Source organism: Falsiroseomonas sp. E2-1-a20 (assembly GCF_051433195.1).
Taxonomy (GTDB): domain Bacteria; phylum Pseudomonadota; class Alphaproteobacteria; order Acetobacterales; family Acetobacteraceae; genus Falsiroseomonas.
The window spans coordinates 78005-103233 of the sequence record NZ_JBHMFT010000015.1 but is presented as its reverse complement, the minus strand read 5'-3'; the positions used below and the strand labels follow the sequence as shown (position 1 = coordinate 103233).

The following is a 25229-nucleotide window of genomic DNA, read 5'->3' as shown; positions in this document are numbered from 1 at the left end:
GCGATGCTAGACGAGATCTACGGCTTTCGCGCGCATCCCTTCCAGATGACGCCGGACGCCAGGCTGTTCTACGAAAGCTCCGTCCACGCCCGTGCCTACGCCCACCTGCTGTATGGCATCGCGCAGCGCGAAGGCTTCGTGGTGGTGACGGGCGAGGTCGGCGCCGGCAAGACCACGCTGGTCGAGCGCCTGTGCGGGCAGCTCGACCCCACCGGCTTCGCCGTCGCCCGCGTCAGCACCACGCAGGTGGCGGGCGACGACCTGCTGCGCCTGGTGGCGGATGCCTTCGGCGCGGAACCCGAAGGCAACAAGGCCGCCGTGCTGCGCAGCATCAGCGCGGCGCTGCGACATGGCGGGCGGCGCTTCCTGCTCATTGTCGACGAGGCGCAGGCGCTGGCGCCGGCGGCGCTGGAGGAGCTGCGCATGCTGTCCAACGTGACGGAAGGCGGCGCGGCGCCGATGCAGACCATCCTGCTCGGCCAGCCGCAGCTCCGCCGCACGCTGGCGAGCCCGGACCTGGACCAGCTGCGCCAGCGCGTGCTGGCCTGCTACCACCTGGGCGCGCTGTCGCGCGAGGAAACCCACGCCTACATCGAACACCGCATGCGCGCGGTGGGCTGGCAGGACAACCCGCAATGGGACACCGGTGCGCTCGACGTGGTGCACCGGCACAGCGAGGGGATTCCCCGCCGCATCAACCGCCTGTGCTCCCGCGTGCTGCTCGGCGCCGCGCTGGAACGCGCGACGCTGCTGACCGTGCCGCTGGTGGAGGCGACCGCGATCGAGCTGGAGGAGGACCTGGGCGGCGGCATGGCCAACGCCTTCTTCGGCGACACCGGCGCGGAGTCCGGCGTGGTGCTGCGTGATATCGAGAACCGGATCGAGGCGCTGGAGAACCTGACCGCCCGCCGCGAACGGGTGTTCCAGCAGATGGCGGAACTGTTCGGTGGCGGGCGGAGGATGCACCGGTGACAGTCCAGGAACTCGGCCTGCCGCCGCCCAAATCGCGGCTGCGCAATGCCATGACGGTGGATGTCGAGGACTGGTTCCAGGTCCAGGCCTTCGCCGATGCGATCCCGCGCGAGGAATGGGACTGGCTGTCCTGCCGGGTCGAGGCGAACACCGAACAGGTGCTGGAACGCTTCGCCGAGGCCGGCGTGCGCGGCACCTTCTTCACGCTCGGATGGGTGGCGCAGCGCTACCCGGCGCTGGTGCGGCGCATCGTCGCGGCCGGCCACGAACTGGCCAGCCACGGCCATGGCCACGAGCTGGTCAGCCGGATCGGCGCGGAGGCGTTCCGCGCCGACATCCGCCGCGCCCGCGCGCTGCTGGAGGATGCCGGCGGCGTCGCCGTGCATGGCTACCGCGCGCCGACCTTCTCAATCGGCCCGCGCACGCCCTGGGCGCATGCGATCCTGGCCGAGGAAGGCTACCACTACTCCTCCTCCATCTTCCCGGTGCGCCACGACCTGTACGGCGCGCCGGATGCGCCGCGCGGGCCCTACCGCCCGCATCCGGATGGGGTCGTCGAATTGCCGATGACGACGGTGCGCGCCTTCCGCCGCACGCTGCCCTGCTCGGGTGGCGGCTGGTTCCGCCTGGTGCCCTATGCGCTGTTCCGCGCAGGGCTGCAGCGCGTGAACGCGGAGGAAGGCCGGCCCGGCATCTTCTACTTCCACCCGTGGGAGGTGGACCCGGACCAGCCGCGCGTCTTCCAGGCCCGCGCCCTGTCGCGCTTCCGCCACTACACCGGCCTTGCCAGCATGGGCGCCCGGCTCGACCGGCTGCTGCGCGATTTCGCCTGGGGCCGCATGGCGGATGTCTATGCCGCGGAGATCGTGCAGCCGGCCCAGCTTGCCCCGCTGCGCGCGATGGCGAGCTGAGCCCATGCTGCGGATCCGTGAACTCGACGCCGGCGCCGAGCCGGCCTGGGATGCCTTCGTGCAGGCGACGCCGGAGGCCACCTTCTTCCACCTGGCGCCCTGGCGCCACGTCATCGAACGCGCCTTCGGCCATCGCACGCACTACGCCTATGCGGAACAGGATGGCGCCATCGTCGGCGTGCTGCCGCTGGCGCGGATGAAGACGCTGCTGTTCGGCGATGCGCTGATCTCGACCCCCTTCTGCGTCTATGGCGGCCCCGTCGCCGCCACGCCCGAAGCAGCCCAGCTTCTTGAATCGCATGCCCGCGACCTGATGCGCCGCACCGGCGTGCCCAGCCTGGAATTCCGCCGCCGCGACGCCGCCGACGAAGGCTGGGACGAACGGCCGGCGCTGCACTACACCTTCCGCCGCGCCATCACCGGCGATGCCGATGCCGACATGAAGGCGATCCCGCGCAAGCAGCGCGCCATGGTGCGCAAGGGCATCGCCAACGGCCTGACCAGCGTGTCGGACCGTGACACGCGGCGGCTGCACCACGTCTATGCCCGCATGGTGCACGCGCTTGGCACGCCGGTCTTCTCCGAGAAGTATTTTCGGCTGCTGGGCGAGGCATTTCCCGACGCGCATGACGTCACGACGGTGCTGCACGAGGACAAGCCGGTCGCCGCCGTGCTGAACTTCCACTTCCGGGAGGAAGTGCTGCCCTACTACGGCGGCGGAACGCCGGAAGCGCGCGGCCTGGCCGGCAACGATTTCCTGTACTGGGAAGTCATGCGCCGCGCCGGCGCGGAACGTGGCGCGCGGCTGTTCGACTTCGGCCGCAGCAAGGCCAACACCGGCGCCTTCGACTTCAAGCGCAACTGGGGGTTCGAGGCGCAGCCGCTGCACTACTGCTACCAGCTGCGCGAAGGCGCGAAGCTGTCGGAGAACAACCCGTCCAACCCGAAGTTCAAGCTGATGATCGCGGCCTGGCGCAAGCTGCCGCTGCAACTGGCCAACGTCATCGGGCCGCGCATCGTGCGGGGTCTCGGCTGATGGCAAAACGTCTGCTGTTCCTGTGCCACCGCATCCCGTACCCGCCCGACAAGGGCGACAAGATCCGCGCCTGGCACATGCTGGACCGCCTGGCGCAGGATTGGGAGATCGATCTCGGCTGCCTGGTGGATGATCCGGCGGATCTCGACCACCTGCCCACGCTGCGCACGCGCTGCGCCAGCGTCGAGGCGCGGCGCACCGGCACACGGCGCCAGGCCGCGCTGCGCGCCATCCTGCGCTGCCGCCCGGGCCAGCCGCTCAGCCTCGGCTGGTTCCGCGAGGCCGGGCTGTGGGACTGGACGCAGGCGCATCTGGCGGCCGGCACGCATGACGCGGTGTTCGTCTATTCCTCCGCCATGGCGCCCTACGTCATGACGCCGGCCGCCCAGCGCCCCGGCCTGCGCCGGGTGCTCGACATGGTCGACGTGGATTCGGAGAAGTGGCGCGCCTATGCCGCCGACGCGAAGCCGCCGATGCGCCAGGTGTGGGCGCGGGAGGCGCGGACCCTGCTCGCCTTCGAACGCCGCGCCGCCGCCGCCTTCGACCGCACGCTGTTCGTCTCCGCCGCCGAGGCCGCGCAGTTCCGCGCCATGGCGCCGGAAGCCGCCTCGCGCATCGACCATGTCGACAACGGCGTCGATCTTTCCGCCTACGACCCGCAGCAGCCGGGCTCCAGCCCCTACGCGGCCGGCACCCTGCCCATCGTCTTCACCGGCACCATGGACTACCGCCCGAACATCGAGGCCGTCGCCTGGTTCGCGCAGGAGGTGATGCCGCTGCTGCGCGACGCCGCGCCGCAGGCCGAGTTCCACATCGTCGGCGCCAACCCCACCCCGGCCGTCCGCGCGCTGGCGGCGCTGCCCGGCGTGCACGTGTCCGGCGGCGTGCCGCGCATCCAGCCCTGGATCGCCCATGGCGCGGTTTCCGTCGCGCCGCTGCGCATCGCCCGTGGCATCCAGAACAAGGTGCTGGAGGCGATGGCCCTGGCGCGCCCCGTCGTCGCCTCCCCGGAGGCCTTCGAGGGCGTCCGCGCCCTGCCAGGCCGCGACATCCTGGTGGCCGAAGGCGCTGCCGCGATGGCCGACAACGTGCTGGACGTGCTGGCTGGCCGCCACCCCGGCCTCGGCGCCCGTGCCCGCGCGGCGGTGACGGAGGCGCATGACTGGCGCGCCACGCTGCGCCGCCTGGATGCGGTGATGGCGCCGGATGCGGCCGCACCGAGGCGGGCCTTCGCATGAACATGATGCTGCGCAGCCCCAACCGCCCGGCGGTGGCCGCGCAGGGGGCCTGGACGCTGCCGCTGGCCGGCCTCGCGCTGGGCCTGCTCGCGCTCGGCCTGCTGTTCCAGACGGAAGTCACCGCGGCGGTCGCGACCTGGGACCGGTCCGCCGCCTACACGCATTGCTGGCTGGTGCTGCCCATCGCCGCCTGGCTGGCGTGGTCGCGGCGCGAGCGTTTGGCAACGCTGCGACCGCGGCCCAGCCTGCTGCTGGCGCTGCCGGCGCTGGGCGGGGCCGTGGCCTGGCTGGTGGCGGAACGCCTCGGCATCATGGAAGGCCGGCAGCTGGTCCTCATCGGGCTGGTCTGGGTGCTGGTGCTCGCGACCCTCGGCTGGCGCATCGCACTGGCGATGGCCGGGCCGCTCGCCTACCTGGTTTTCCTGGTGCCGTTCGGCGAATTCCTGACCCCGATGCTGCAGGACCTGACCCTGCGGATGATCGAGGTGGGCCTGCGGGTCACCGGCATCCCCCACTACATCGACGGGCTGATCATCGAGATCCCCTCCGGCACCTTCCTGGTGGCCGAGGCCTGCGCCGGGCTGCGCTTCCTGATCGCGGCGCTGGCCTTCGGCGCGCTGTACGCGCTGGTGATGTTCCGCAGCCCCGGCCGGCGGGCCATCGTCATGGTCCTGGCACTGGTGGTGCCGGTGCTGGCGAACGGCCTGCGGGCCCTCGGCATCGTGCTTTACGGCCACTACCTCGGCAGCGCCGAAGCGGCGGCGGCCGATCACCTGGTCTATGGCTGGGGCTTCTTCTCCGTCGTGCTGCTGCTGCTGGTCCTGGCCGGCCTGCCGTTCCGCGAGGACGCCGGCGAGCCGGCCCGTGATACGGATGCGCTGGCTCCGCTGCGGCCCGCGCCGCGCGCCACCGGCGGCGGCGTGGCGGCCGCGGTGGTGGTGGCCGGGCTGGCCGGCATTGGCCCTCTGGCCGCCGCGCAGCTGGATGCCGCCGTCACCGCGCCGCGCGTCATCCCCACCACGCTCGGCGCCGCGGAAGGCTGCACGGCCGAGGGGCTGGCACTGCGCTGCGCGGAGGGCACGGCAACGGCGCGTCTTGTGGTATTCGATCCTGCCGCCAACTGGGGCGTGATCGCCGCCGCCCGGCGTGCCGCGCTGGATGCGGTGGACGATGCGGCGCTGGCCTTCAACGTCAACGCGCCGGGCATGGCCTGGCAGGCGCGGCAGGAACCCGGCCGCCCGGCCCTCACCGCGGTCGCCGCCTGGCGCGACGGCCAACCGGCCGGGGACGGGCTGCGCTCACGCCTCGCCCAGGCGCTGTCCAGCCTGCGCGGCGGCAGTGCGGCGCCGGTGCTCGCGGTTGTCGAGTTCCTGCCCGCCGCTGAAGCCGGCACACCGCCCAGCCAGGCCCTGCGCCGCGTGCTGGCCGCCCAGGCCGAAGGCCTCGCGATGGAAGCGGCAGGACTGTCCAAGGGTCGTTGAAGTCACCGATGCGTAATGGTTGCATCGGTCCACGGAATGTCCACCTCCGCGATCACGACAAGCCTTCATTGCAGTATCAGCGCGCGTCGCGGACCGGTCGGACAATCTTACACGGACTGGAGTATCCTCAGGCAACAGTCTGTTTTTTCGTTTGAAATCAATAGCTTGGTTGCCTGGCACGCCCCTTGCTAAGTTAGGACAGCACCGCCCGATCCCTGTGGCGGCCAAATGGATAAGGACTTACGACCACGAAGAAGGCTCTCCTCGGCGCCGTGGCAGCCGTCGCACTCGCGGCAGCACCCGCCCTCGCCGGGCCGATCGCGCCGGGCAGCACGCTGTCCATCGTTGGCGTCAACACCGTCACCCCGACCTCGATCAGCTTTCCCTCGAACGGCTCCCTGTTCGTCAGCACCGGCACCTTCTCTGGTCTCGGCACCTGCTTCGGCTGCGTGGAACTCAGCAACATCACCCTCGCCCCGACGGTGTCGTCCGGCCAGGTCTTCACGGTCAGCAATGCCGGCCTGACCTCCACCTTCACGCTCAACCCGGGCGCCACGGCGACCACCGTCGGCAGCACGCCCGGCGCGGTTGACATCATCGGCACCGGCACCGTGACGCTGACCGGCTATGACCCGACGCAGGCGAACTTCGTGTTCTCCACCCAGACCGGCTTCTCGTCGCCGGTGACTTCGTTCTCGGCGACGGTCGATGCCGTCGCGGTGCCGGAGCCGGCGTCCCTGGCGCTGTTCGGTGCCGGCCTGCTGGGCCTTGGCCTGGTGCGCCGCGCGCGGGCCAAGAAGGCCTGACCTTCGGCCCCTGGCTGACGTGACTTCAGGGACGCGCGTCCGGCACATCGCCGGGCGCGCGTTTCGCGTTCTGGCGGATCGCGTCCCGGCAAAGCGGCGAAACGCCCGGTGATTGGCCGTGGCCGCGGGCCAGGGCTAAGGAAGGCGCCACGGCACGAACGACGGACCTCCATGAACACCATCTCCCCCGCCAGCCCGCCCATCGCCCTGTTCGACATGAAGGCGCAGCAGGCGCTGATCCGCGCCGAGATCGACCGGCGCCTGGCCTCGGTGCTGGATGGCGGCCGCTTCATCAACGGCCCGGAGGTGGTGGAGCTGGAGCAGAAGCTCGCCGACTTCGCCGGCTGCGCCCATGCCGTCGGCGTCTCCTCCGGCACCGATGCGCTGCAGATCGCCATGATGGGGCAGGGGATCGGACGCGGCGACGCGGTGTTCCTGCCCGCCTTCACCTACACCGCCACCGCGGAGGTGCCGCTGGTGCTGGGGGCCACGCCCATCTTCGTCGATGTCGACCCGCTGAGCTTCAACATCGACCTCGCCGACCTGGCGCGCCGCATCGCGCTGGTCGAGGCCGAGGGAAGGCTGCGGCCGCGCGCCGTCATCGGCGTCGACCTGTTCGGCCTGCCGGCGGATTGGCCGGCGATCGAGGCGCTGTGCGCCACGAAGGGCCTGTTCGCGCTGGACGATGCCGCCCAGGCCTTCGGCGCCTCGCTGGATGGCAAGCGGCTCGGCCGCTGGGGCCACGCCACGGCGCTCAGCTTCTATCCGACCAAGACGCTGGGCTGCTACGGCGATGGCGGCGCGCTGCTGACGGACGACGCCGACCGCGCCGAGCTGTGGCGCAGCCTGCGCACCCATGGCGAGGGCCGCACCCGCTACGAGGTGGAACGCACCGGCATGAACGGGCGGCTCGACACCATGCAGGCCGCCATCCTGCTGGCCAAGCTGCCGCTGCTGGCGGATGAGCTGGCCGCCCGCACCCGCATCGCCGCGCAGTACCACGCCGGTCTCGCCGCACGGGTGCAGGTGCCGGCGATGGAGCCGGGCCATGCCTTTGGCCTGTACTCCATCCTGCTGCCCGACGAGGCCGCCCGCGGCCGGGTGCAGGCGGCCTGCAAGGCGGCCGGGGTGCCGACCGCGATCTACTATCCGAAGTCCCTGCACCGCCAGCCGGCCTATGCCGCCGCGCATGCCGAGGGCATCGCGGCCGGCGCGCCGGGGCTGCCAGTGTCGGAAGCGCTGTGCCAGCGCATCCTGTCGCTGCCCATGCACCCCTACCTGACCGAGGCCGAGGTCGCGCGGGTGGTCGACGCCGTGGCCGGCGCCGCCTGACTGGCCGCCGGGCCAGGCCGGCAAGACCTCGCGCAGATATATTTCTTGGTGCTTGAACCGGGGCTGCACGGTGCGGTTGCATGGTCCGGTCAAGCAGCCGGGAGATCGCGATGCGCCGCAGGTCCCTTCTCGCCGCGGCCGGTGCCGCGGCGGCCTTCCATCCCACCGGCCGCGCCAGGGCCGAGGATCCGGTCGATGTCGCGCTGGTCCTCGCGGTCGATGTCAGCCGCTCCGTCGACGCCGACGAGGCGCGGCTGCAACGCCTGGGCTACCGCACCGCGCTGACCGACGCCCAACTGATCCAGGCGATCCGCGGCGGCATGACGGGCTCCATCGCGCTCGCCTATGTCGAATGGGCCGGCATCGAATACCAGCGCCTGGTGCTGCCCTGGACCCGCATCGGCACGCAGCAGGCGGCCGAAGCCTGGGCCACGGCGCTGGACGAGGCGCCCTTCGCCTCGCTGTCCTGGACCTCCATCTCGGGCGCCATCGACTTCTCCCGCCGCATGCTGGATGGCTGCCCCTACGAGGCGACGCGCAAGGTCATCGACGTCTCCGGTGACGGCGTGAACAACAGCGGCCCGCCGGCGGAGGAAGCCCGCGACCGCGCGGTGGCGGAGGGCATCACCATCAACGGCCTGCCGATCCTGAACGACCGCCCCACCTTCGGCCGCCGGCCGCCCATCCCGCTCGACATCTACTTCCGGGAAAGCGTGATCGGCGGCCCCGGCGCCTTCATGATCGCCGCCGAGGATTTCGGCGATTTCGGCCAGGCTGTCCGCCGCAAGCTGATCCGCGAAATTGCCGGCCTGCCGCAGCAACCCCTGCGCGTATAAGGCAGGAATAAGGCATTACCTGCCGTTCCGCGGGCGGCTGCAACTGCACCGCAGCATACCGCGTTTGGTCTCCATCAGGATTTCCAGCAGGACACGGGCAGCGGCGGATCAGGCCGCGCGACACTGGTCGTTTGCCCGGATGCTGGTCACAGGAGACCAGAATGAAGACGGCTGCACCCCCCACGCGTTCCAGCGGGCGTGATTCCCGGCCCGTGCTGCTCTGCCTGTCCCATCTGCGCTGGGATTTCGTCTTCCAGCGCCCGCAGCACCTGATGACCCGCGCGGCCCGCGACCACGAGGTCATCTTCTTCGAGGAACCGCTGGAGCGTGACGTCGAGGTGCCGCGCCTCGAACTGTCCGCCGAAACCGGCGGCGTGACCCGCGCCATCCCGATCCTGCCGCGCGGCACCGACGCCGTGGCCGCGCAGCGCGCGCTGCTGGACGACCTGCTGGAGGAACGCGCCGGCCGCCGCCTGGTCGCCTGGTTCTACACGCCGATGGCGCTGGCCTTCGCCGACGACCTGCGCCCGGACGTCACGGTCTATGACTGCATGGACGAGCTTTCCGCCTTCCGCGGCGCGCCGCCCGCCATGCTCGACATGGAGCGCCGGCTGCTGGAGCGCGCCGACCTGGTCTTCACCGGCGGCCGCAGCCTGTACGAGGCGAAGCGGGACCGCCACCCGCGCGTCAGCTGCTTCCCCTCCTCGATCGACACGGCGCATTTCGCCCGGGCCCGTGGCGGGATGGCGGAGCCGGAGTCGATGGCCGGCATCGCCCGCCCGCGCATGGGCTTCTTCGGCGTGATCGACGAGCGCATGGACCTCGGCCTGGTCGCCGGCCTGGCGGCGCTGCGGCCCGACCTGCAGCTCGTCATGCTCGGCCCGGTGGTGAAGATCGACCCGGCGAGCCTGCCGCAGGCGCCGAACCTGCACTGGCTCGGTGGCCGTCGCTACGACGAGCTGCCGGCCTACCTGGCGCATTGGGACCTCGGCTTCATGCCCTTCGCCTTGAACGAGAGCACCCGCTTCATCAGCCCGACCAAGACGCCGGAATTCCTGGCGGCCGGCCTGCCGGTGGTCTCCACCCCCGTGGTCGACGTGGTGCGGGACTATGGCGAGGCCGGGCTGGTGGAGGTGGTGTCCTCCGCCGCCGAGATGGCCGAGCAGGCCGACCGCCTGCTGCGCGCGGCCTCCCCCGCCTGGCTGGCGCGCGTCGATGCGCAGCTCGCCACCAATTCCTGGGACCTCACCTGGACCCGCATGGCGGCGCTGATCCGCGGCCAGCGCGTGACGCAACCGGCCGCCTTTCCCGGCGCCGGCGCCGTGCCCGCCACAACCCTGGCTGCCGGAGCCCCGCATGTCTGAACGCATCACCTATGACTGGCTGGTTGTCGGCGCCGGCTTCGCCGGGTCCATCCTGGCGGAACGCCTGGCGGCGGAGCGCGGCGACCGCGTGCTGGTCATCGACCGGCGCGACCACATCGCCGGCAATGCCTTCGACCACCTGGACGAGGCGGGCGTGCTGATCCACCGCTACGGCCCGCACATCTTCCACACCAACAGCGAGGCGGTCTTCGCCCACCTGTCGAAGTTCACCGAATGGCGCCCCTATGAGCACCGCGTGCTGGCGGAGGTGGTCAGACCCACCACCGGCGAGACCATCCAGGTGCCGATGCCGATCAACCTCGACACCATCAACCGCCTGTATGGCCTGGACCTGTCCGAGGACGAGCTGGAGGCCTGGTTCGCCGCCCGCGCCGAGACGGTGCAGCAGGTCCGAACCAGCGAGGATGTGGTGGTCGGCAAGGTCGGCCGCGAATTGTACGAGATGTTCTTCCGTGGCTACACGCGGAAACAGTGGGCGCTGGACCCGAGCGAGCTCGACAAATCCGTCACCGCCCGCGTACCCACGCGCACCAACCGCGACGATCGTTACTTCACCGACAGGTTCCAGGCGATGCCGCTGCAGGGCTATACCGCCATGTTCGCCCGGATGCTCGACCACCCGCTGATCGATGTCCGCACCGGGATGGAATTCGCCGAGGCCCGGCGGCGCTTCAGCTTCCGGCGGGTCATCTGGACCGGCCCGGTGGACGAGTATTTCGGCTTCCGCCACGGCCGCCTGCCCTACCGGTCCCTGCGCTTCCGGCACGAGACCCTGGACCAGGAATGGGCGCTGCCGACCGGCACGGTGAATCACCCGGCGGAGGCGACGCCCTTCACCCGCGTCTCGGAATACAAGCACCTGACCGGGCAGGCGCACCCGAAGACCAGCGTGACCTACGAGTTCCCCGCCGCCGAGGGCGACCCCTACTACCCGATCCCCCGCCCGGAGAACCAGGCGCTGTACAAGCGCTACGAGGCGCTGGCAGATGGCGAGCGCGACACTTGGTTCGTCGGCCGGCTGGCCACCTACCGCTACTACAACATGGACCAGGTGGTCGGGCAGGCGCTCGCGACCTTCGAGCGGATCCAGAAGTCCGTGCTGCCGGCGGCAGCCAACGATGCCGTGGCGGCCGGCCGGGTGGCGGCCGGCGACTGATGCGCCTTCCGGGTGCCGGGGCCTACCCCGGCCCCGCCGTCCTCTCGTAGTGCCGGAAGTATTTGTCGGTCACCAAATCGGTCTTCACCACGATGCAGACATCCGTGGTGTTGAACTGCCGGTCGATCACCGCCCCGTCGCCCACGAACCCGCCGAGCCGCAGATACCCCTTCACCAGCGGCGGCAGGGAGGCGAGAGCCGCGCGCATGTTCAGCGCCGAGGCCGGCAGCCGGTCCATCGCCACGTAGCGGTCCGGCACCGCCCGCGGCCGCAGCGCCGGCGGCGCCAGGTGGTTGCCGTGCAGGTAGCTGAGCTGGGGCGCCAGCGCGTCCAGGTCGGTGCCGGGCAGGGAGGCACAGCCGAACATCAGGTCGATGCGGTGGCGGAAGACGAAGGCGGCGATGCCGCGCCACAGCAATTGCAGCGTGCCCCGGGTGCGATAGGCGCCGGCGACGCAGGACCGTCCAAGCTCCATCACCTCCCCATCGAAGGCCAGCAGCGGGGCGATGTCGTATTCCGCCGCGGAATAGAACCCGCCGATGCGGTCCGCGGCCCGGCGCCGGATCAGCCGGTAGGTGCCCACCACCGCCTCCGGCCCCTGCCCCAGGTCGTGGTCCAGCACCAGCAGATGGTCGGCCACCGCGTCGAAGGCATCGCGATCGCGCATGCCCGCGCGGGTCGCGGCATCGGCGTGGGCGCCCATCTCCTCGTAGAAGACGCGGTAGCGCAGCGCCTGCGCGGCGTCGATCTCCGCCTCCGTCTCCGCCAGGCGCAGGCCGAGATTGCCGGCGCGCAGCTCCTCGAACCCGTCGGCGAGCGGTGCGGCGCGTGGCGGTTCGGTCGGCAACGGGGCGTCTTCCGGCAGGGGTCCGTCCACGCTCATCGGTCGAAGACCCGGGAGGACTCAGCCGCGCGACTTGCCGCCGCGGGGGGTGGGCCCGGGTGGGCGCGACGCCGGCTCCGCGGGCGCGCGGCGGCCGAACAGCTCCAGCCGCTGGCCGACCAGGGTGAAACCCAGCCGGCGGGCGATGGCCTGTGCCAGCTTCTCATGCTCCGGATCCTCGAACTCCATCACGCTGCCGGTGTCGACGTCGATCAGGTGGTGGTGGTGGCCGCGGTCGGTGGGGTCGTAGCGGGCGCGCCCGCCGCCGAAGTCACGACGCTCGACGATGCCCTTTTCCTCGAGCAGCCGGACCGTGCGGTAGACGGTGGCGACGGAGATGCGGGCGTCGAGCGTCACCGCGCGACGATACAGTTCCTCGACATCAGGGTGGTCCTCGGCCTCGCTGAGCACGCGCGCGATCAGCCGGCGCTGGCCCGTCATCTTCAGGCCGCGCTCGATACAGAGCCGCTCGATCCGCGAGGGATCAGGGCGGTCCGCCTCAGTGCGTGTCGGGGCGTGGGAACTCTGCATGCGTCGGCGCGGCACCCTCCGGCGGTCCGGCCCAATGCGGCCGGCCCGCTATCCATAGCCCCGACCGCGCCGGCCCACCACCCATCTGCGCAGAACGGCCTCGCCAGGCGACCTGGACGTCCCGCGCTGCCGCGCGCCTCAGGCTTCCCGCGCTGCCGCGCGAGGCCGCCCCACCGGCCGGGCGCGCGGCTTGGTGCCGAGGCCGATCCTCTTGGCCAGCGTGGAACGGTGCTTGGTGTAGTTCGGCGCAACCATGGGATAGTCGGACGGCAGGCCCCAACGCTCCCGGTACTGGTCGGGCGTCAGGTTGAAGGACGTCTTCAGGTGGCGCTTCAGCATCTTCAGCTTCTTGCCGTCTTCCAGGCAGATCAGATACTCCGGCGTCACCGACTTCTTCACCGGCACCGCCGGCTGCGGCCGCTCCGCCACCTCCACCACAGGCTGGCCCATGCCGGACAGGGTGCGGTACACCTCCTGGATCAGGTTCGGCAGATCGGCCACCGCGACGGAATTGTTGGAGACGTGCGCCGAAACGATCTCCGCGGTAAGGCCAAGAATGTCTGCATTTGCCGAGGTATCGGACATCGATCTGCTCTCATTCGCGTCGTTCGGCCGCCTGTGCCGAATACTCCGCGGACAACCGGACGCTATGTCCTGTGCCGTGACGCTTCCCGCCATCATATTGCCTTGAATCGGCGCATTGCAACAACGATTGGCAAAGAAAAGAGGAATTCCATCATGAACTCCTTGCCCACCGAAGAAGAGACCCACGACAGCGCCCTCGATATCACTACAGAGACTTGTCCGATGACCTTCGTCCGCACCCGCCTGGCGCTGGACCGCATGGCGCCGGGCCAGGTGCTCCGCCTCGCGCTCAAGGGCGATGAGCCGCGCCGCAACGTGCCACGCACGGCCACGGAGCAAGGTCACATCGTGCTTTCGGCGACCGAGGCGGCGGATGGCGTGCAGATGTTACTGATCCGGAAGAAACCCTAGCCGGACAGCGCGCGCCGCAGCACCAGCGCGTCCGTGCCATCGCTGTAGTAGCGGCGGCGCCGGCCGACCTCGGCAAATCCGGCCGCCCCGTACAGCGCCTGCGCCGCCCGGTTCGCTTCCGAAACTTCCAGGAACATCGTGCCCGCGCCGCGCAGCACCGCCGCCGCCATCGCCTCCGCCAGCAGCGCGCCGCCGAGCCCGGCCCGGCGCGCCTCCGGCACCACGGCCAGGGTCAGGATCTCGGCCTCGTCGGCCGCCACCCGCGCCAGCACGAAGCCGGCACCGGGCCGCAGGATGCCGAAGCAGCCGGGCATCTCCAGCATCAGCGTGATGGCCTGCACCCCCCATGCCTCGCCCGGCGGGAAGGCCCGTGCGTGCAGCGCGGCAGCGGCGGCGGCATCCATCACCCGGGCGCCCGCACCGCCGGCGGCTCGACATACAGCGGCGTCGCATCGCGCGGCGGCACCAGGCCCCGCAGCCGCCGCAGCGCCACCTGCCCCGCCGCGGAAGCCAGCGGCAGCAGGGAGTTCGTCAGCACCACATCGGCGCCGCGCCCCACCAGCAACGCCGCGGCCGGCGCGGCCGCATCGCCGACCAGCGCCACCGGCCCGTCCGGCTGCGGCAGATCCTCCAGCGCCATCGGCCGCGGCACGCCAGCGTGCCAGGCGCCGGCGTCCAGGCATTCCTGCACCAGGCGGCCGCGCTTCGTATCCACCGCCGACCACACGGCGCGGGCCTGGCGCAATTCGGCCGGCAGCGCGGCGGCCAGCGCCTCCCCGGTCGTCACCCCCACCAGGCGGGCGCCGGCGCCCAGCGCCAGGCCCTCCGCCAGGGCGATCGCGGCGCGCAGCCCGGTGAAGCCGCCGGGGCCCACCACCACCGCCACCGCATCCAGCCGGCCCCCCGGGAGCAACAGCCGGGCCAGCATGCGCGCGGCCATCGGCGGCAGCGCGGTCGGCTGCGTCCGCGCGCCCTCCGCCACTTCCTCCGCCAGCAGCACGCCATCAGCGAAGGCCGCCACGGAACAGCGCGCCAGCGCGCCGTCGAGCACCAGAAGATTCATGCGGAAGCTTGCCCCCGCGCGCGCCGCTTGCTTGGATTGCCGCGCAAAAGGACCCCACCCATGAACGAGATCAACATTCCACGCCGGAACAACCTCGACGCGTTCTGGATGCCCTATAGCGACAACAAGTATTTCAAATCCACCCCGCGCATGCTCGCGCGCGCCGAGGGCATGTCCTATTTCACCCAGGACGGGCAGGAGATCCTGGACGGCACCGCCGGCCTCTGGTGCTGCAATGCCGGGCATGGGCGGCGGGAGATCGTCGAGGCGATCCAGAAGCAGGCCGCCATCATGGATTTCGCGCCGACCTTCCAGCTCGGCCACCCCATCGCCTTCGAGGCGGCGGCCCGCGTGGCGGAGATGACGCCGGAGGGCATGGACCGCGTCTTCTTCGTCAACTCCGGGTCGGAGGCCGCGGATACCGCGCTGAAGATCGCGCTGGCCTACCACAAGGCGCGCGGCGAGTCGCAGCGGGTGCGGCTGGTCGGGCGGGAGCGCGGCTACCACGGCGTCGGCTTCGGCGGCATGTCGGTGGGCGGCATCGGCCCGAACCGCAAGCAGTTCGGCGCCCAGCTTCCCTATGTGGACCACCTGCCGCACACCCACCTGCCGGCCCAGAACGCTTTTGCGAAGGGCCAGCCGGAGCACGGCGCGCACCTGGCCGATACGCTGGAGAACCTGGTGGCGCTGCATGGCGACACCATCGCCGCCGTCATGGTCGAACCCCTGGCGGGCTCCACCGGCGTCCTGGTGCCGCCGAAGGGCTACCTCGAAAAGCTGCGGCAGCTTTGCACCAAGCACGGCATTCTGCTGATCTTCGACGAGGTCATCACCGGCTTCGGCCGCATCGGCGCCAATTTCGGCGCGGAACGGCTGGGCGTGACGCCGGACATCATGACCATGGCCAAGGGCCTGACCAACGCCGCCGTGCCGATGGGCGCGGTTGCCACCAGCAACGAGGTCTACAGCACCATCGTGGACGGCATGCCGGCCGGGATCGAGCTGTTCCACGGCTACACCTATTCCGGCCATCCGCTCGCCTCGGCGGCGGCCATCGCCACGCTGGACCTGCACCGCGCCGAGGACCTGCCCGGCCGGTCGCGCGCCATGGAGCCGTATTTCGAGGACGCCGCGCATGCCATGCGCGATACCCCTGGCGTGATCGACGTGCGCAGCATGGGCCTGGTCGCCGGGGTGGAGCTGGAACCCCGCGCCGGCAAGCCCGGTGCCCGCGCCATGGAAGTCTTCCGGACCTGCTTCGACCGCGGCGTGCTGGTGCGCGTCACCGGCGACATCGTGGCGCTTTCGCCGCCGCTGATCATCGAGCGGCCGCATGTGGACCGCCTGTTCGGCACGCTGGCGGAGGCGATCGAGGCCGTCCCGGCCTGAAAAGCCCTCTCCCCCATGAAGAATGGGGGCGCGGGCTTTCGGGCTGCCATGGGGCGGGTAGCGGGCGGGCGCGATCCCATATATGCGCCCAACCGCTCCCGGAGTTTTTCGTGATGTCCGATGCCGCTGTTTCCCCTGGCCCCGTCCCCGTCACCGTCCTCACCGGCTACCTCGGCGCCGGCAAGACCACGCTGCTGAACCGCATCCTGTCGGAGAACCACGGCAAGAAATTCGCCGTCGTGATCAACGAGTTCGGCGAGTTGGGCGTGGACAACGACCTCGTGGTGGATGCCGACGAGGAAGTCTTCGAGATGAACAACGGCTGCATCTGCTGCACCGTGCGCGGCGACCTGATCCGCATCATCGGCGGGCTGATGAAGCGCCGCGGACGCTTCGACGGCATCATCGTGGAGACCACCGGCCTCGCCGACCCCGCCCCCGTCGCGCAGACCTTCTTCGCGGACGAGGATGTGAAGCGCGCCACCAGGCTCGACGCCATCGTCACCGTGGTCGACGCCAAGCACCTGTTCGCCCGCCTCGATGACAGCAAGGAGGCGCAGGAACAGGTCGCCTTCGCCGACATCATCGTGCTGAACAAGATGGACCTGGTAACGGCCGAGGAAGCCGATGCGGTGGAACGCCGCATCCGCGGCATCAACCCCTATGCCGAGATCCGCCGCGCGACGAAGTCGGACGTGCCGATCGAGGCGGTGATCGGCCGCGACGCCTTCAACCTGGAGCGCATCCTGGAGCGCGACCCGGAGTTCCTGTCCGGCGAGGACGACCACACCCATGACGACGCGGTGATGAGCCTGTCCTTCGAAGCCACCCGCCCGCTGGACCCGGAAAAATTCAATGCCTGGATCAGCGAGCTGCTGCAGAAGAAGGGCCAGGACCTGCTGCGCACCAAGGGCATCCTGGCCTACGCGAACGATGACCGGCGCTTCGCCTTCCAGGCGGTGCACATGATCGCGGATGGCGACTACATCGGGAACTGGAAGGAGGGCGATCCGCGCCGCTCCAAGATCGTCTTCATCGGCCGCGACCTGAACCGCCCGCAACTGCGCCGCGGTTTCGAAGGCTGCCAGGTGCCGGCTTGATGGCGGAAGTCTCCGAGGCCGATTTCCTCCTCGCCGCGCGGGGCGAGTCGCAGGAGCTTGGCGGCTGGGTCGTGGCGGCGATCTTCGACCGCCAGGGCCAGCTCGGCTTCGCGCTCGCCGATGGCACGCTCCGCATCGGTGACCGGACGGTGGAGGCGCATGACGGCGCGATCCTTTCGGCCTGCGCCGACGCCAAGGGCGGCTTCCTGACCGGCGGCGACGACGGATGCGTGCAGCACACTGACCCGGACGGCACCGTCACGACGCTCCAGAAGTTCGGCAGCAAGTGGGTCGACCACGTCGCCGCCCATGAGTCCGGCCTCCGTGCCGCCTCCGTCGGCAAGGTCGCGCATGTGTTGGATGCGACCGGGAAGGTCCTGAAATCGCTGCCGCATCCGTCCTCGGTCGGTGGCCTCGCCTTCGACACCAAGGGCAAGCGCCTGGCGGCCAGCCATTATGGCGGCGCCTCGCTGTGGTTCGTGGCGGCGAAGGAGGACAAGCCGAAGCTGCTGGAATGGAAGGGCAGCCACCACGCCATCGCCTTCAGCCCAGACGGCACCCATGTGGTCACCGCCATGCAGGAAACCGCGTTGCATGGCTGGCGGCTGGCGGATGGCCAGCACATGCGGATGTCCGGCTACCCGTCCAAGACCCACTCCATCGCCTTCACCTCCCGCGGCCGCTGGCTCGCCACCAGCGGCGCCGAATCCGTGGTGCTGTGGCCCTTCTTCGGCGGCGGTCCGATGGGCAAGGCGCCGACCGAACTGGCCGGCGGGGACGAGGTGCTGTGCAGCGCGGTGGCCTGCCATCCGCAGCACGAGGTCATCGCCGCCGGCTTCGGCGACGGGCTGGTGCTGATGGCGGAGGTCTCCTCCGGCAAGGTCGTGCCGGTGGCGCCGCCGCGCGGCAGCGCCGTGACCAGCCTGGCCTGGAACGCAACCGGCACGCGCCTCGCCTTCGGCACCGAGGCCGGTTTCGCCGGCTCCGTCGACCTGACCAAGCGCTGAGGATTTTCGCGAATGACCATGCCGATCATCGAGACATCGCATCTTCGCATGCCGCGCCTCGGCCTCGGCACCTGGCCGATGACGGGGGCGGCGTGCAGCGCGGCGGTGGAAAGCGCCATCGCGCTCGGCTACCGCCACATCGACACGGCGGAAATGTATGGCAACGAGGATGCGGTCGGCGCCGGCCTCGCCGCCTCGGGCCTCCCGCGTGCGGAGATCTTCCTGACCACGAAGATCTGGAACGACAAGCCGGAGGGGGACAGCATCCGCCGCGCCTTCGACGCCAGCCTGAAGCGCCTGGCGACGCCCTATGTCGACCTGCTGCTGATCCACTGGCCAAGCCCGGAGCTGAACCTGCCGGACGCGCTGGCCGGCCTCGCCGCGATCCGGGCAGAGGGCACGGCGCGCGCCATCGGCGTTTCCAACTTCCCGCCGAAGCTGCTCGCCCGCGCCATCGCGGAGGGTGTCGGGCTGGCCGCGCTGCAGGTCGAGTTCCACGTGATGCTCGACCAGTCCCGGCTGCTGGAGATCTGCCGCGCCAACGACATGGCGCTGACCGCCTATTCGCCCCTCGCCAAGGGTGGCGCCTCCTCCGACCCGGTGCTGGAGGGCATCGCCCGCAGGCATGGCGCGACGGCGGCGCAGGTTGCGCTCGCCTGGCTGCTGGCGCAGCCCGGCGTCGCCATGGTGCCCAAGGCCGCCAGCCGGGCGCGGCAGGCGGAGAACCTGGGCGCGCTCGACCTGAAGCTGGACGCGGCCGACCTGGCCGCCATCGCCGGCCTGCCCAAGGACCGCCGCTTCGTGAACCCGGCCATGGCGCCGGATTGGATCGACGGCTGAAGGAATTTTGGCGGACGGGGCTTGGAACCTTCGGCCGCCCATCGTTCTAATCAGCCGAGACGACGCAAAAGGAATCAGGGCCCATGGCGGAGCCTTCGGAAGACGACCCCGACCTCGGCATCAGCCTGGAGACGGTGGCCACGATCGTGGACCATGCCCGCGCCGTGCAGGGCACCGAGATCCCGGACCTGGATGCCGAGGAAGGCCCGGACGCGGCCGAATCGGCCGAGATCGAGGATGAGTTCGACGAGGACAGCCTGCGCGCCGCCATCCTGGCGCTGAACGAGGACGAACAGACGGCGCTGATCGCCCTCGCCATGGTCGGCCGGGGCGACTTTACGTCCGAGGAGTGGGACGAGGCGCTGGCCCAGGCGGCGGAGCGCGAAGGCGGCACGGATGCCGCCGAGATCCTGCTGGCGATGGACAATTTCGGCGACCTGCTGGCCGAGGGCGTCGCCGATTTCGGCCTGTCGATCGAGGATGTGGATCGGTAGCCTTGCCAAAGAACCCTCTCCCCCCTTGGGGGGGAGAGGGCAGGCTGAGGGGGGCAGTGCCGCCCTTGAAAGCCTCGACCCCTACCTGACCGGCGGCGCCAGCACCTTCTCCAGGTAGTTGCAATGCGCGATCGCCGGGCAGCGCCAGCATTCCGGCGCCCGCGCCTTGCAGCAGTAGCGGCCATGCAGGATCAGCCAGTGATGCGCGTCCCGCAGCATCTCCGGCGGGCAGCGCTTCACCAGCCCATCCTCCACCTGCCGCGGCGTCCTGCCCGGCGCCAGGCCGGTGCGGTTGCCCAGCCGGAAGATGTGGGTATCCACCGCCATGGTGTCCTGCCCGAAGGCGACGTTCAGCACCACGTTGGCGGTCTTGCGGCCGACGCCGGGCAGCGCTTCCAGCGCTGCGCGATCGTTCGGCACCTCGCCGCCATGCCGGTCCAGCAGCAGTTGCGACAGCGCCACAACGTTGCGCGCCTTGCCCTGCCACAGGCCGATGCGCCGGATATGCGCAGCGACCCCCTCCACCCCCAGCGCCACCATGGCGGCCGGCGTGGCGGCGGCCGCGAACAGGGTCGCGGTCGCCTTGTTCACCGCCACATCCGTGGTCTGCGCGGACAGCGCCACCGCCACCAGCAGGGTATAGGCGTCACGGAAGTGCAGTTCCGTCTCCGGCGCCGGGTTCGCCGCGGCCAGGGCGCGCAGGAAAAGCTGCGCCTGCGCCACGGACATGCGCCGGGCCCGGCGCGGCGCGCGGGTCCGCGGCGTTCGAGAGGCCGGAACGGGCGCGGGGGTGATATTTTCTGGCATGGCGGATTGCCGCTGCTACACCATAGTGAGGAGAGATGTCAGCCGCCGCGGAACCGATCCTGTTCGAAGCCGTCAGCACGCCGTCGCAGAGCCTCTCGGCGCGCGGCATGCGGCTGCTGTGCGTGCTGTCGGCGGCCGGCGCGGCGGTGCCGGGCGGGTTCTTCCTGGTGCTCGGGGCCTGGCCCGTGCTCGGCTTCCTGGGGCTCGAGGTGATCGGCGTGCTGACCCTGGTCGCGCTGCATCGCCGCTGGAGCGCCGCGGCGTGGGAGGCCGTGCGACTGACGGAGGGTGCGCTGCGGGTCACCACGGCCAACGGCCGCGGCGGGCGGCGGGAGACGGTGCTGGAGCCCTACTGGACGCGGGTGGTGGTGCAGGAGGTGGCCGGCGGCGTGGCCCGGCTGTTCCTGGTGCAGCGCAACCGCCAGGTGGAGCTGGGCTGCTTCCTCTCGGATCCTGAGAAACGTGACCTGGGCGAGGCACTTGAAGCCGCGCTGCGGCGCTATCGCGTACCGGAATTCGACAACCCCCAGTTGCGCTGAGGGTTAATTCACTCGGTGGGCGTGAGGCTCTTGATCAGGTCGAAAACGCGCTTGCGGACCGATGCATCGGTGATGCGGTAGTAGGCCCGCACCAGCTCCAGCGTCTCCCGCCGGTGCAGCGTATCGTCCTCGAAGCCTTCCTGCTGTTCCTGGAAGCCACCGAAGCGACGGTTGCCCTGGCTGCCGCCGACCTCGGGCGGCATGTCGTCGAAAAAGAAGCCGATCGGCACGTCCAGCACGCGGGAGATGTCGAACAGCCGGCTGGCGCCGATGCGGTTCACACCGCGCTCATACTTCTGAACCTGTTGAAATGTCAGGCCAAGTGCCTCGCCAAGCTTCTCCTGGCTCATGCCGAGCAGGGTGCGCCGCAGCCGCACGCGGCTGCCGACATGCACGTCGATGGGGCTGGGGCGGTGCTCTTTTTCCACGCGCTCAACAACGTCTTCGCTTGGGATGGCCAACACGCGCACTCCACTCCAGGAAAGACAGGGCCGCCCGTTCGAAGGGGGCCATCCTGGCCCGGGCGGGGCCGACTAAGGGCAGGAACGCGCCGCGCCGAAGGCCGAGGCAATCCGTATTCGTCCGGTCATCATTTGTCAACTCTTTTGAGAAATCTCAATAAAGCTGCCCTACCCCCCGCTGTGTCGCGACCTTAAGACGCTTCTTCGCCGCGCGGATCAATTCTCGTTCTGGAGCCAACCAGAACACCGGCAGATACCAAGCCTAGCAAAAGAAGCGGTACCCACAACCCGAGATAGGCAAAGGGCGTCGCGGCTCCCGCTTTCGGCAAGGGGGCGACCACCACGCCTGTTTCCGCCAGGCCCATCCGCGCCACGGTGCGGCCGCGGCTGTCGAACACGGCGGAGATCCCGGTCTGCGCCGCCCGGACCAGCGGCAGCCCTTCCTCCACCGCGCGCAGCCGGGCGCTGGCCAAATGCTGGTGCGGCCCGGCGGAGACACCGAACCAGGCATCGTTGGTGATGTTCAGCAGGAATCCGGGCCGATCCGCCGGGGTCACCGCGCCGGGGAAGATCACCTCGTAGCAGATCAGCCCGCCGAAGGCCGGCAGGCCGGGCAGCCGGATGTTGCGCAGCCCCGGCCCGGCCGAGAAATCCAGCGCCGAGACCACCAGCCGGATCGGCAGCAGGCCGCGCAGCGGCGTGTATTCGCCGAAGGGCACCAGGTGCACCTTGTCATAGGCATCCAGCACGGTGCCCTGGGCGTCCAGCGCCACCAGGCTGTTCCAGACCCGCGTGGCGCGGCCATCGGCGCCGAATTCGGCCCGCACGCTGCCGGCCAGCAGCAGCGCATCGGGCGGCAGCGGCGCGGTGGCCATCTCCGCCGCGCGCGGGTCGCTGGCCAGCAGGAAGGGGCTGGCGGTTTCCGGCCAGACCACGACGATGCGGCTATCCGGCGCCTCCTGCCGCGCGGTGCGGACGCCGCCGGCGGACAGGTCGATGTAGCGCTGGAAGATCGGGATGCGGGTGTCCTCCCGCCACTTCGCCTCCTGCGCCACATTGCCCTGCACCAGGACCAGGGCGACCTTCTCCGGCTCCGGCTCCGCCGGCCACAGCCGCGCCAGGCCGATGCCGGCGAAGACCAGCAGGGCGGCGCCCATGCCGAGCCAGCCGCGCCGCCCGGCCAGCGGCGCCAGCGCCAGCAGCACGGTCGCCAGCGACAGGCCATGCACGCCGATCCAGGCCGCCGCCTGGACCGGCAGGCTGGCGAAGGCCCAGACGGTGCCGAGCAGGTTCCAGGGAAAGCCGGTGAACACCACGCCGCGCAGCATCTCGGCCGCCAGCCAGGCGCCGGCGAAGGCCAGCCCCTGCGGCCAGCCGGGCCGCGCCAGGCGGGCGGCCAGCGCCGGCAGGATGGTGAAGGCGCCCAGCGGCAGGGCCAGCGCCGGCACCGCGATGGGCACCAGCCACCAGAAGCGCTCGACTTCCGTCAGGATGGCGTTGGTCAGCCAGTGCAGCCCGGCGACATGGAAGCCCCAGCCCCAGGCGAGGCCGATCCAGGCCGCGCGCCGCGCCGTCGGCGCTGCTGTGACCATGATGAACAGGCCCGGCAGCGACAGCAGCAGCACCGGCAGCAGGTGCACCGGCGGCAGCGCCAGGGCTGCGATGGCGCCGAGGCCGAAGGCGGTGGCCAGGGCCCGCCAGAAGCCGGGCCCCTCCAGCCGCCGCACCAGCGCTCCGCGCCAGCGCCCCGGCGCCACCAGCCCGCGCATGACGCCGGCGCGCGGCTGCGCCCCCGGAGTCTTCGGCTTGGGAGTCTTCAGGCGGTGCCGACCTGGGGAGTCGCGGCCTGCACGCCGGGGCCGCGGCGGCTCTGCCACAGCGCCACGAAGTCGATCGGCGCCAGCATCACCGGCGGGAAGCCGCCGTCACGGGTGATGTCGGCCAGGATGTTGCGGGCGAAGGGGAACAGCAGGCGCGGGCATTCCACCAGCAGCACCGCTTCCAGGTGCTGCTGTTCCACGTTGATGGTGAAGACACCGCAATAGACGAGCTCGGCGATGAAGCAGGGGGTGTCGCCCACCTTGGCGTCGGCGCGGATCTGCAGCGAGACCTCGAACACGTTCTGGCCCTGCTCGATCGGCCGCGCCTGCACGTCCAGCGCCAGGTCGACGCGCGGCTGCTCGCGCAGCGTCACGTAGATCTCGGGGGCGCCGGGAACCTCGAAGGACAGGTCCTTGGTGTACTGGATGTTCAGTTGCAGCGGCGGGGCCGGCTGACCGGCCGGGGCGCCGTTCGGGATGGGCGAAGAGGGGGCGTTCACGTCGGACATGGGGCGTTCCAGCTCATCGGGACTTCGGCAGCCGCCCGGCTACCACGCTCCGCGGCGCCCGGCTACCGCCGCTCCGCGGCGCGGGGCTACCGCCGCTCCGCGGCACGGGGCTACCGCCGCTCCGCGGCACGGGGCTACCACGCCCCGCCTCAGCGTGGCGCCATCCCGATCGGCGCCACCTCCTCCGTCACACCCGCCAGCACTTCCGCCACGTGGCGCACCTGCACGGGCGATCCTTCGCGGGCCAGCTTGCCGGCCATGTTCAGCAGGCAGCCGAGGTCGCCGGCCAGCAGCGTGTCGGCGCCAGTCGCCTTGATATCCCTGGTCTTGTCCTCGACCATCCGGGTCGAGATCTCGGGGTACTTCACGCAGAAGGTCCCGCCGAAGCCGCAGCACAGCTCGCTGTCGCCCATCTCCCGCAGCGCCAGCCCGGCGACGCTGCCGAGCAGTTTTCGCGGCTGCGCCTTCACCTTCAGCTCGCGCAGGCCCGAACAACTGTCGTGGTAGGTCACCACCCCGTCATACTGGGCGGCCACGCCCTGCATGCCGCGCACATCCGCCAGGAAGGACACCAGTTCGTGCGTCTTCGCCGCCAGCGCCTCCGCCTTGCCGCGGTAATGCGGGTCGTCGGCGAACAGGGCCGGGAAGTGGTGGCTGATCATCCCGGCGCAGGACCCGGACGGCGCCACGGTGTAGTCATAGGGCAGGAAGTCGTCGACGATCGCCCGCGCCAGTTCGGTCGCGGTGGCGCGGTCGCCGGAATTGTAGGCGGGCTGGCCGCAGCAGGTCTGCCGGTCCGGCACCACCACCTCGCACCCCGCCGCCTCCAGCAGCTTGATGGCGGCGAAGCCGACGGTGGGCCGGTACAAATCCACCAGGCAGGTGACGAACAGCGCGACGCGCGGGCGGGTCTGGGACATTCTTGACTGTCTACTGCAAGCCCGCGGGCGCGGCGAGGGTGGGCCAGAGGGGGTCCTTCAGCTTCTTCGCGACGAAGCCCTCGTGCGCCGCGATCTCGGCTGTGCTGGGGATGATCGGGCGCGGCGTGCGGGCCACGGGGGCCACCACCACGTCGCCCACCAGCACCGGCCGGGCCGGCCGCGCCGCCAGCTCGAAGCCCGGCTGCTTGCCGCCCATGAGCTCGAGGTACACCTCGGCCAGCAGCTTCACGTCGAGCAGCGCGTTGTGGCTGGTCCGCATGGAGTTATCGACGCCGAGCCGCCGGCACAGCGAATCCAGGCTGTTTGGCAGGCCGGGATAGCGCCGCTTGGCGATCGCCAGGCTGTCCACCATCCGGGTGCGGTCCAGCCGCCTGTGGCCGGCGCGCACCAGCTCCGCATCCAGGAAGCCGAAATCGAAGGGCGCGTTGTGGGCGATGATCTCGGCCTCGCCCAGGAAGTCCAGCATCGGCCCGGCGATGTCGCGGAACAGCGGCTTGCCGCGCAGCATCTCCGCCGTCATGCCGTGGATGCGCGTCGCGTCCTCCGGGATGTCACGCTCCGGGTCCACCAGCTGGTGGAAGGTCGCCCCCGTGGGCATGAAGTTGAAGATCTCGATGGCCGCGACCTCGATGACCCGGTCGCCGGAGGCGGGGTCGAGGCCAGTGGTCTCGGTGTCCAGCACGATCTGCCGCATGG

At 70.7% G+C, this 25229-nt stretch carries 28 protein-coding genes; 17 read left to right on the top strand and 11 right to left on the bottom strand.

The genetic code is table 11. The annotated features are described in order from the left end of the window. Nucleotides 1–3: 3 nt before the first annotated feature. The 10 genes from ACFHPP_RS18660 (at nt 4) to glf (ending at nt 11153) form a co-directional block, all read left to right on the top strand. Nucleotides 4–972 (top strand): AAA family ATPase, encoded by a 969-nt coding sequence (locus ACFHPP_RS18660; RefSeq protein WP_437164735.1) that lies wholly within the window; start codon nt 4–6, stop codon nt 970–972. Then, nucleotides 969–1883, top strand: coding sequence for an XrtA system polysaccharide deacetylase (locus ACFHPP_RS18655; protein ID WP_437164734.1), 915 nt, complete (start codon nt 969–971; stop codon nt 1881–1883). The genes ACFHPP_RS18660 and ACFHPP_RS18655 overlap by 4 nt, the downstream gene beginning before the upstream one ends. Nucleotides 1884–1887: 4 nt before the next feature. Then, the gene (locus ACFHPP_RS18650; RefSeq protein WP_437164733.1) at nt 1888–2919 is read left to right on the top strand and encodes a FemAB family XrtA/PEP-CTERM system-associated protein; all 1032 of its coding nucleotides are present in this window, start codon (nt 1888–1890) and stop codon (nt 2917–2919) included. Beyond that, on the top strand, nt 2919–4157 hold the full coding sequence (locus ACFHPP_RS18645) for a TIGR03087 family PEP-CTERM/XrtA system glycosyltransferase (RefSeq protein ID WP_437164732.1): 1239 nt from the start codon (nt 2919–2921) through the stop codon (nt 4155–4157). The genes ACFHPP_RS18650 and ACFHPP_RS18645 overlap by 1 nt, the downstream gene beginning before the upstream one ends. After that, the gene (gene xrtA / locus ACFHPP_RS18640; protein WP_437164731.1) at nt 4154–5638 is read left to right on the top strand and encodes an exosortase A; all 1485 of its coding nucleotides are present in this window, start codon (nt 4154–4156) and stop codon (nt 5636–5638) included. Before ACFHPP_RS18645 ends, xrtA begins: the two co-directional genes overlap by 4 nt. 272 nt (nt 5639–5910) lie before the next feature. After that, nucleotides 5911–6444 (top strand): PEP-CTERM sorting domain-containing protein, encoded by a 534-nt coding sequence (locus ACFHPP_RS18635; protein WP_437164730.1) that lies wholly within the window; start codon nt 5911–5913, stop codon nt 6442–6444. Nucleotides 6445–6615: 171 nt separating this feature from the next. Further along, the gene (locus tag ACFHPP_RS18630) at nt 6616–7776 is read left to right on the top strand and encodes a DegT/DnrJ/EryC1/StrS family aminotransferase (protein ID WP_437164729.1); all 1161 of its coding nucleotides are present in this window, start codon (nt 6616–6618) and stop codon (nt 7774–7776) included. Between the two features lie 110 nt (nt 7777–7886). Then, a complete protein-coding gene (locus ACFHPP_RS18625) occupies nt 7887–8612 on the top strand; it encodes a DUF1194 domain-containing protein (protein ID WP_437164728.1) in 726 nt (241 codons plus the stop codon). 161 nt (nt 8613–8773) lie between these two features. Further along, nucleotides 8774–9976, top strand: coding sequence for a glycosyltransferase (locus tag ACFHPP_RS18620; protein ID WP_437164727.1), 1203 nt, complete (start codon nt 8774–8776; stop codon nt 9974–9976). Continuing rightward, on the top strand, nt 9969–11153 hold the full coding sequence (gene glf, locus ACFHPP_RS18615) for a UDP-galactopyranose mutase (protein ID WP_437164726.1): 1185 nt from the start codon (nt 9969–9971) through the stop codon (nt 11151–11153). The genes ACFHPP_RS18620 and glf overlap by 8 nt, the downstream gene beginning before the upstream one ends. Nucleotides 11154–11175: 22 nt before the next feature. Here the strand turns inward: glf and ACFHPP_RS18610 are convergent, their stop codons facing one another. The 3 genes from ACFHPP_RS18610 to ACFHPP_RS18600 all read right to left on the bottom strand — a co-directional run bounded on the left by ACFHPP_RS18610 (nt 11176) and on the right by ACFHPP_RS18600 (nt 13152). Further along, on the bottom strand, nt 11176–12000 hold the full coding sequence (locus ACFHPP_RS18610) for a GNAT family N-acetyltransferase (RefSeq protein WP_437164725.1): 825 nt from the start codon (nt 11998–12000) through the stop codon (nt 11176–11178). A gap of 57 nt (nt 12001–12057) precedes the next feature. Beyond that, on the bottom strand, nt 12058–12567 hold the full coding sequence (locus ACFHPP_RS18605; RefSeq protein ID WP_437164724.1) for a Fur family transcriptional regulator: 510 nt from the start codon (nt 12565–12567) through the stop codon (nt 12058–12060). A 138-nt stretch (nt 12568–12705) separates the two neighbouring features. Continuing rightward, the gene (locus tag ACFHPP_RS18600; protein WP_430668685.1) at nt 12706–13152 is read right to left on the bottom strand and encodes a MucR family transcriptional regulator; all 447 of its coding nucleotides are present in this window, start codon (nt 13150–13152) and stop codon (nt 12706–12708) included. A gap of 153 nt (nt 13153–13305) precedes the next feature. Between ACFHPP_RS18600 and ACFHPP_RS18595 the strand changes: the two genes are divergently transcribed. Continuing rightward, nucleotides 13306–13563, top strand: a complete 258-nt coding sequence (locus ACFHPP_RS18595) for a sulfurtransferase TusA family protein (RefSeq protein ID WP_437164723.1) — start codon at nt 13306–13308, stop codon at nt 13561–13563. Here the strand turns inward: ACFHPP_RS18595 and ACFHPP_RS18590 are convergent. Beyond that, nucleotides 13560–13967 (bottom strand): GNAT family N-acetyltransferase, encoded by a 408-nt coding sequence (locus ACFHPP_RS18590; protein WP_437164722.1) that lies wholly within the window; start codon nt 13965–13967, stop codon nt 13560–13562. The genes ACFHPP_RS18595 and ACFHPP_RS18590 overlap by 4 nt on opposite strands. Further along, nucleotides 13967–14626, bottom strand: coding sequence for a tRNA (adenosine(37)-N6)-threonylcarbamoyltransferase complex dimerization subunit type 1 TsaB (gene tsaB, locus ACFHPP_RS18585; RefSeq protein WP_437164721.1), 660 nt, complete (start codon nt 14624–14626; stop codon nt 13967–13969). Before tsaB ends, ACFHPP_RS18590 begins: the two co-directional genes overlap by 1 nt. 60 nt (nt 14627–14686) lie before the next feature. On the opposite strand from tsaB, the gene ACFHPP_RS18580 reads away from it, so the two are divergent. From ACFHPP_RS18580 to ACFHPP_RS18560, 5 genes are all read left to right on the top strand, one after another. Further along, nucleotides 14687–16015 (top strand): aspartate aminotransferase family protein, encoded by a 1329-nt coding sequence (locus ACFHPP_RS18580; RefSeq protein WP_437164720.1) that lies wholly within the window; start codon nt 14687–14689, stop codon nt 16013–16015. Between the two features lie 113 nt (nt 16016–16128). Further along, nucleotides 16129–17115: a CobW family GTP-binding protein gene (locus ACFHPP_RS18575; RefSeq protein ID WP_437164719.1), complete on the top strand. Its 987-nt coding sequence runs from the start codon at nt 16129–16131 to the stop codon at nt 17113–17115. Further along, nucleotides 17115–18122, top strand: a complete 1008-nt coding sequence (locus ACFHPP_RS18570) for a WD40 repeat domain-containing protein (protein ID WP_437164718.1) — start codon at nt 17115–17117, stop codon at nt 18120–18122. The genes ACFHPP_RS18575 and ACFHPP_RS18570 overlap by 1 nt, the downstream gene beginning before the upstream one ends. 12 nt (nt 18123–18134) lie before the next feature. Further along, nucleotides 18135–18962, top strand: coding sequence for an aldo/keto reductase (locus ACFHPP_RS18565; RefSeq protein WP_437164717.1), 828 nt, complete (start codon nt 18135–18137; stop codon nt 18960–18962). Between the two features lie 83 nt (nt 18963–19045). After that, on the top strand, nt 19046–19456 hold the full coding sequence (locus ACFHPP_RS18560; protein ID WP_437164716.1) for a DUF3775 domain-containing protein: 411 nt from the start codon (nt 19046–19048) through the stop codon (nt 19454–19456). An 81-nt stretch (nt 19457–19537) separates the two neighbouring features. Here the strand turns inward: ACFHPP_RS18560 and nth are convergent, their stop codons facing one another. Continuing rightward, nucleotides 19538–20185 carry an endonuclease III gene (gene nth / locus ACFHPP_RS18555; protein ID WP_437164715.1) on the bottom strand — a complete coding sequence of 216 codons (648 nt, stop codon included), beginning with the start codon at nt 20183–20185 and terminating at the stop codon, nt 19538–19540. Between the two features lie 113 nt (nt 20186–20298). Here nth and ACFHPP_RS18550 point away from each other — a divergent pair, with 113 nt between their 5' ends. Further along, the gene (locus ACFHPP_RS18550) at nt 20299–20802 is read left to right on the top strand and encodes a DUF2244 domain-containing protein (RefSeq protein ID WP_437164714.1); all 504 of its coding nucleotides are present in this window, start codon (nt 20299–20301) and stop codon (nt 20800–20802) included. A gap of 8 nt (nt 20803–20810) precedes the next feature. Here the strand turns inward: ACFHPP_RS18550 and ACFHPP_RS18545 are convergent, their stop codons facing one another. The 5 genes from ACFHPP_RS18545 to dnaQ form a co-directional block, all read right to left on the bottom strand. After that, nucleotides 20811–21263, bottom strand: coding sequence for a helix-turn-helix domain-containing protein (locus tag ACFHPP_RS18545; protein ID WP_437164767.1), 453 nt, complete (start codon nt 21261–21263; stop codon nt 20811–20813). Nucleotides 21264–21454: 191 nt separating this feature from the next. Then, the gene (gene lnt, locus ACFHPP_RS18540; protein WP_437164713.1) at nt 21455–23032 is read right to left on the bottom strand and encodes an apolipoprotein N-acyltransferase; all 1578 of its coding nucleotides are present in this window, start codon (nt 23030–23032) and stop codon (nt 21455–21457) included. 47 nt (nt 23033–23079) lie between these two features. Further along, nucleotides 23080–23592 carry a protein-export chaperone SecB gene (gene secB / locus ACFHPP_RS18535; RefSeq protein WP_437164712.1) on the bottom strand — a complete coding sequence of 171 codons (513 nt, stop codon included), beginning with the start codon at nt 23590–23592 and terminating at the stop codon, nt 23080–23082. 149 nt (nt 23593–23741) lie between these two features. Then, entirely contained in the window at nt 23742–24512 is a 771-nt protein-coding gene (locus tag ACFHPP_RS18530) for a (Fe-S)-binding protein (RefSeq protein ID WP_437164711.1), read from the bottom strand. Nucleotides 24513–24522: 10 nt separating this feature from the next. Next, nucleotides 24523–25227: a DNA polymerase III subunit epsilon gene (dnaQ, locus tag ACFHPP_RS18525; RefSeq protein ID WP_437164710.1), complete on the bottom strand. Its 705-nt coding sequence runs from the start codon at nt 25225–25227 to the stop codon at nt 24523–24525. Nucleotides 25228–25229 lie beyond the last annotated feature (2 nt).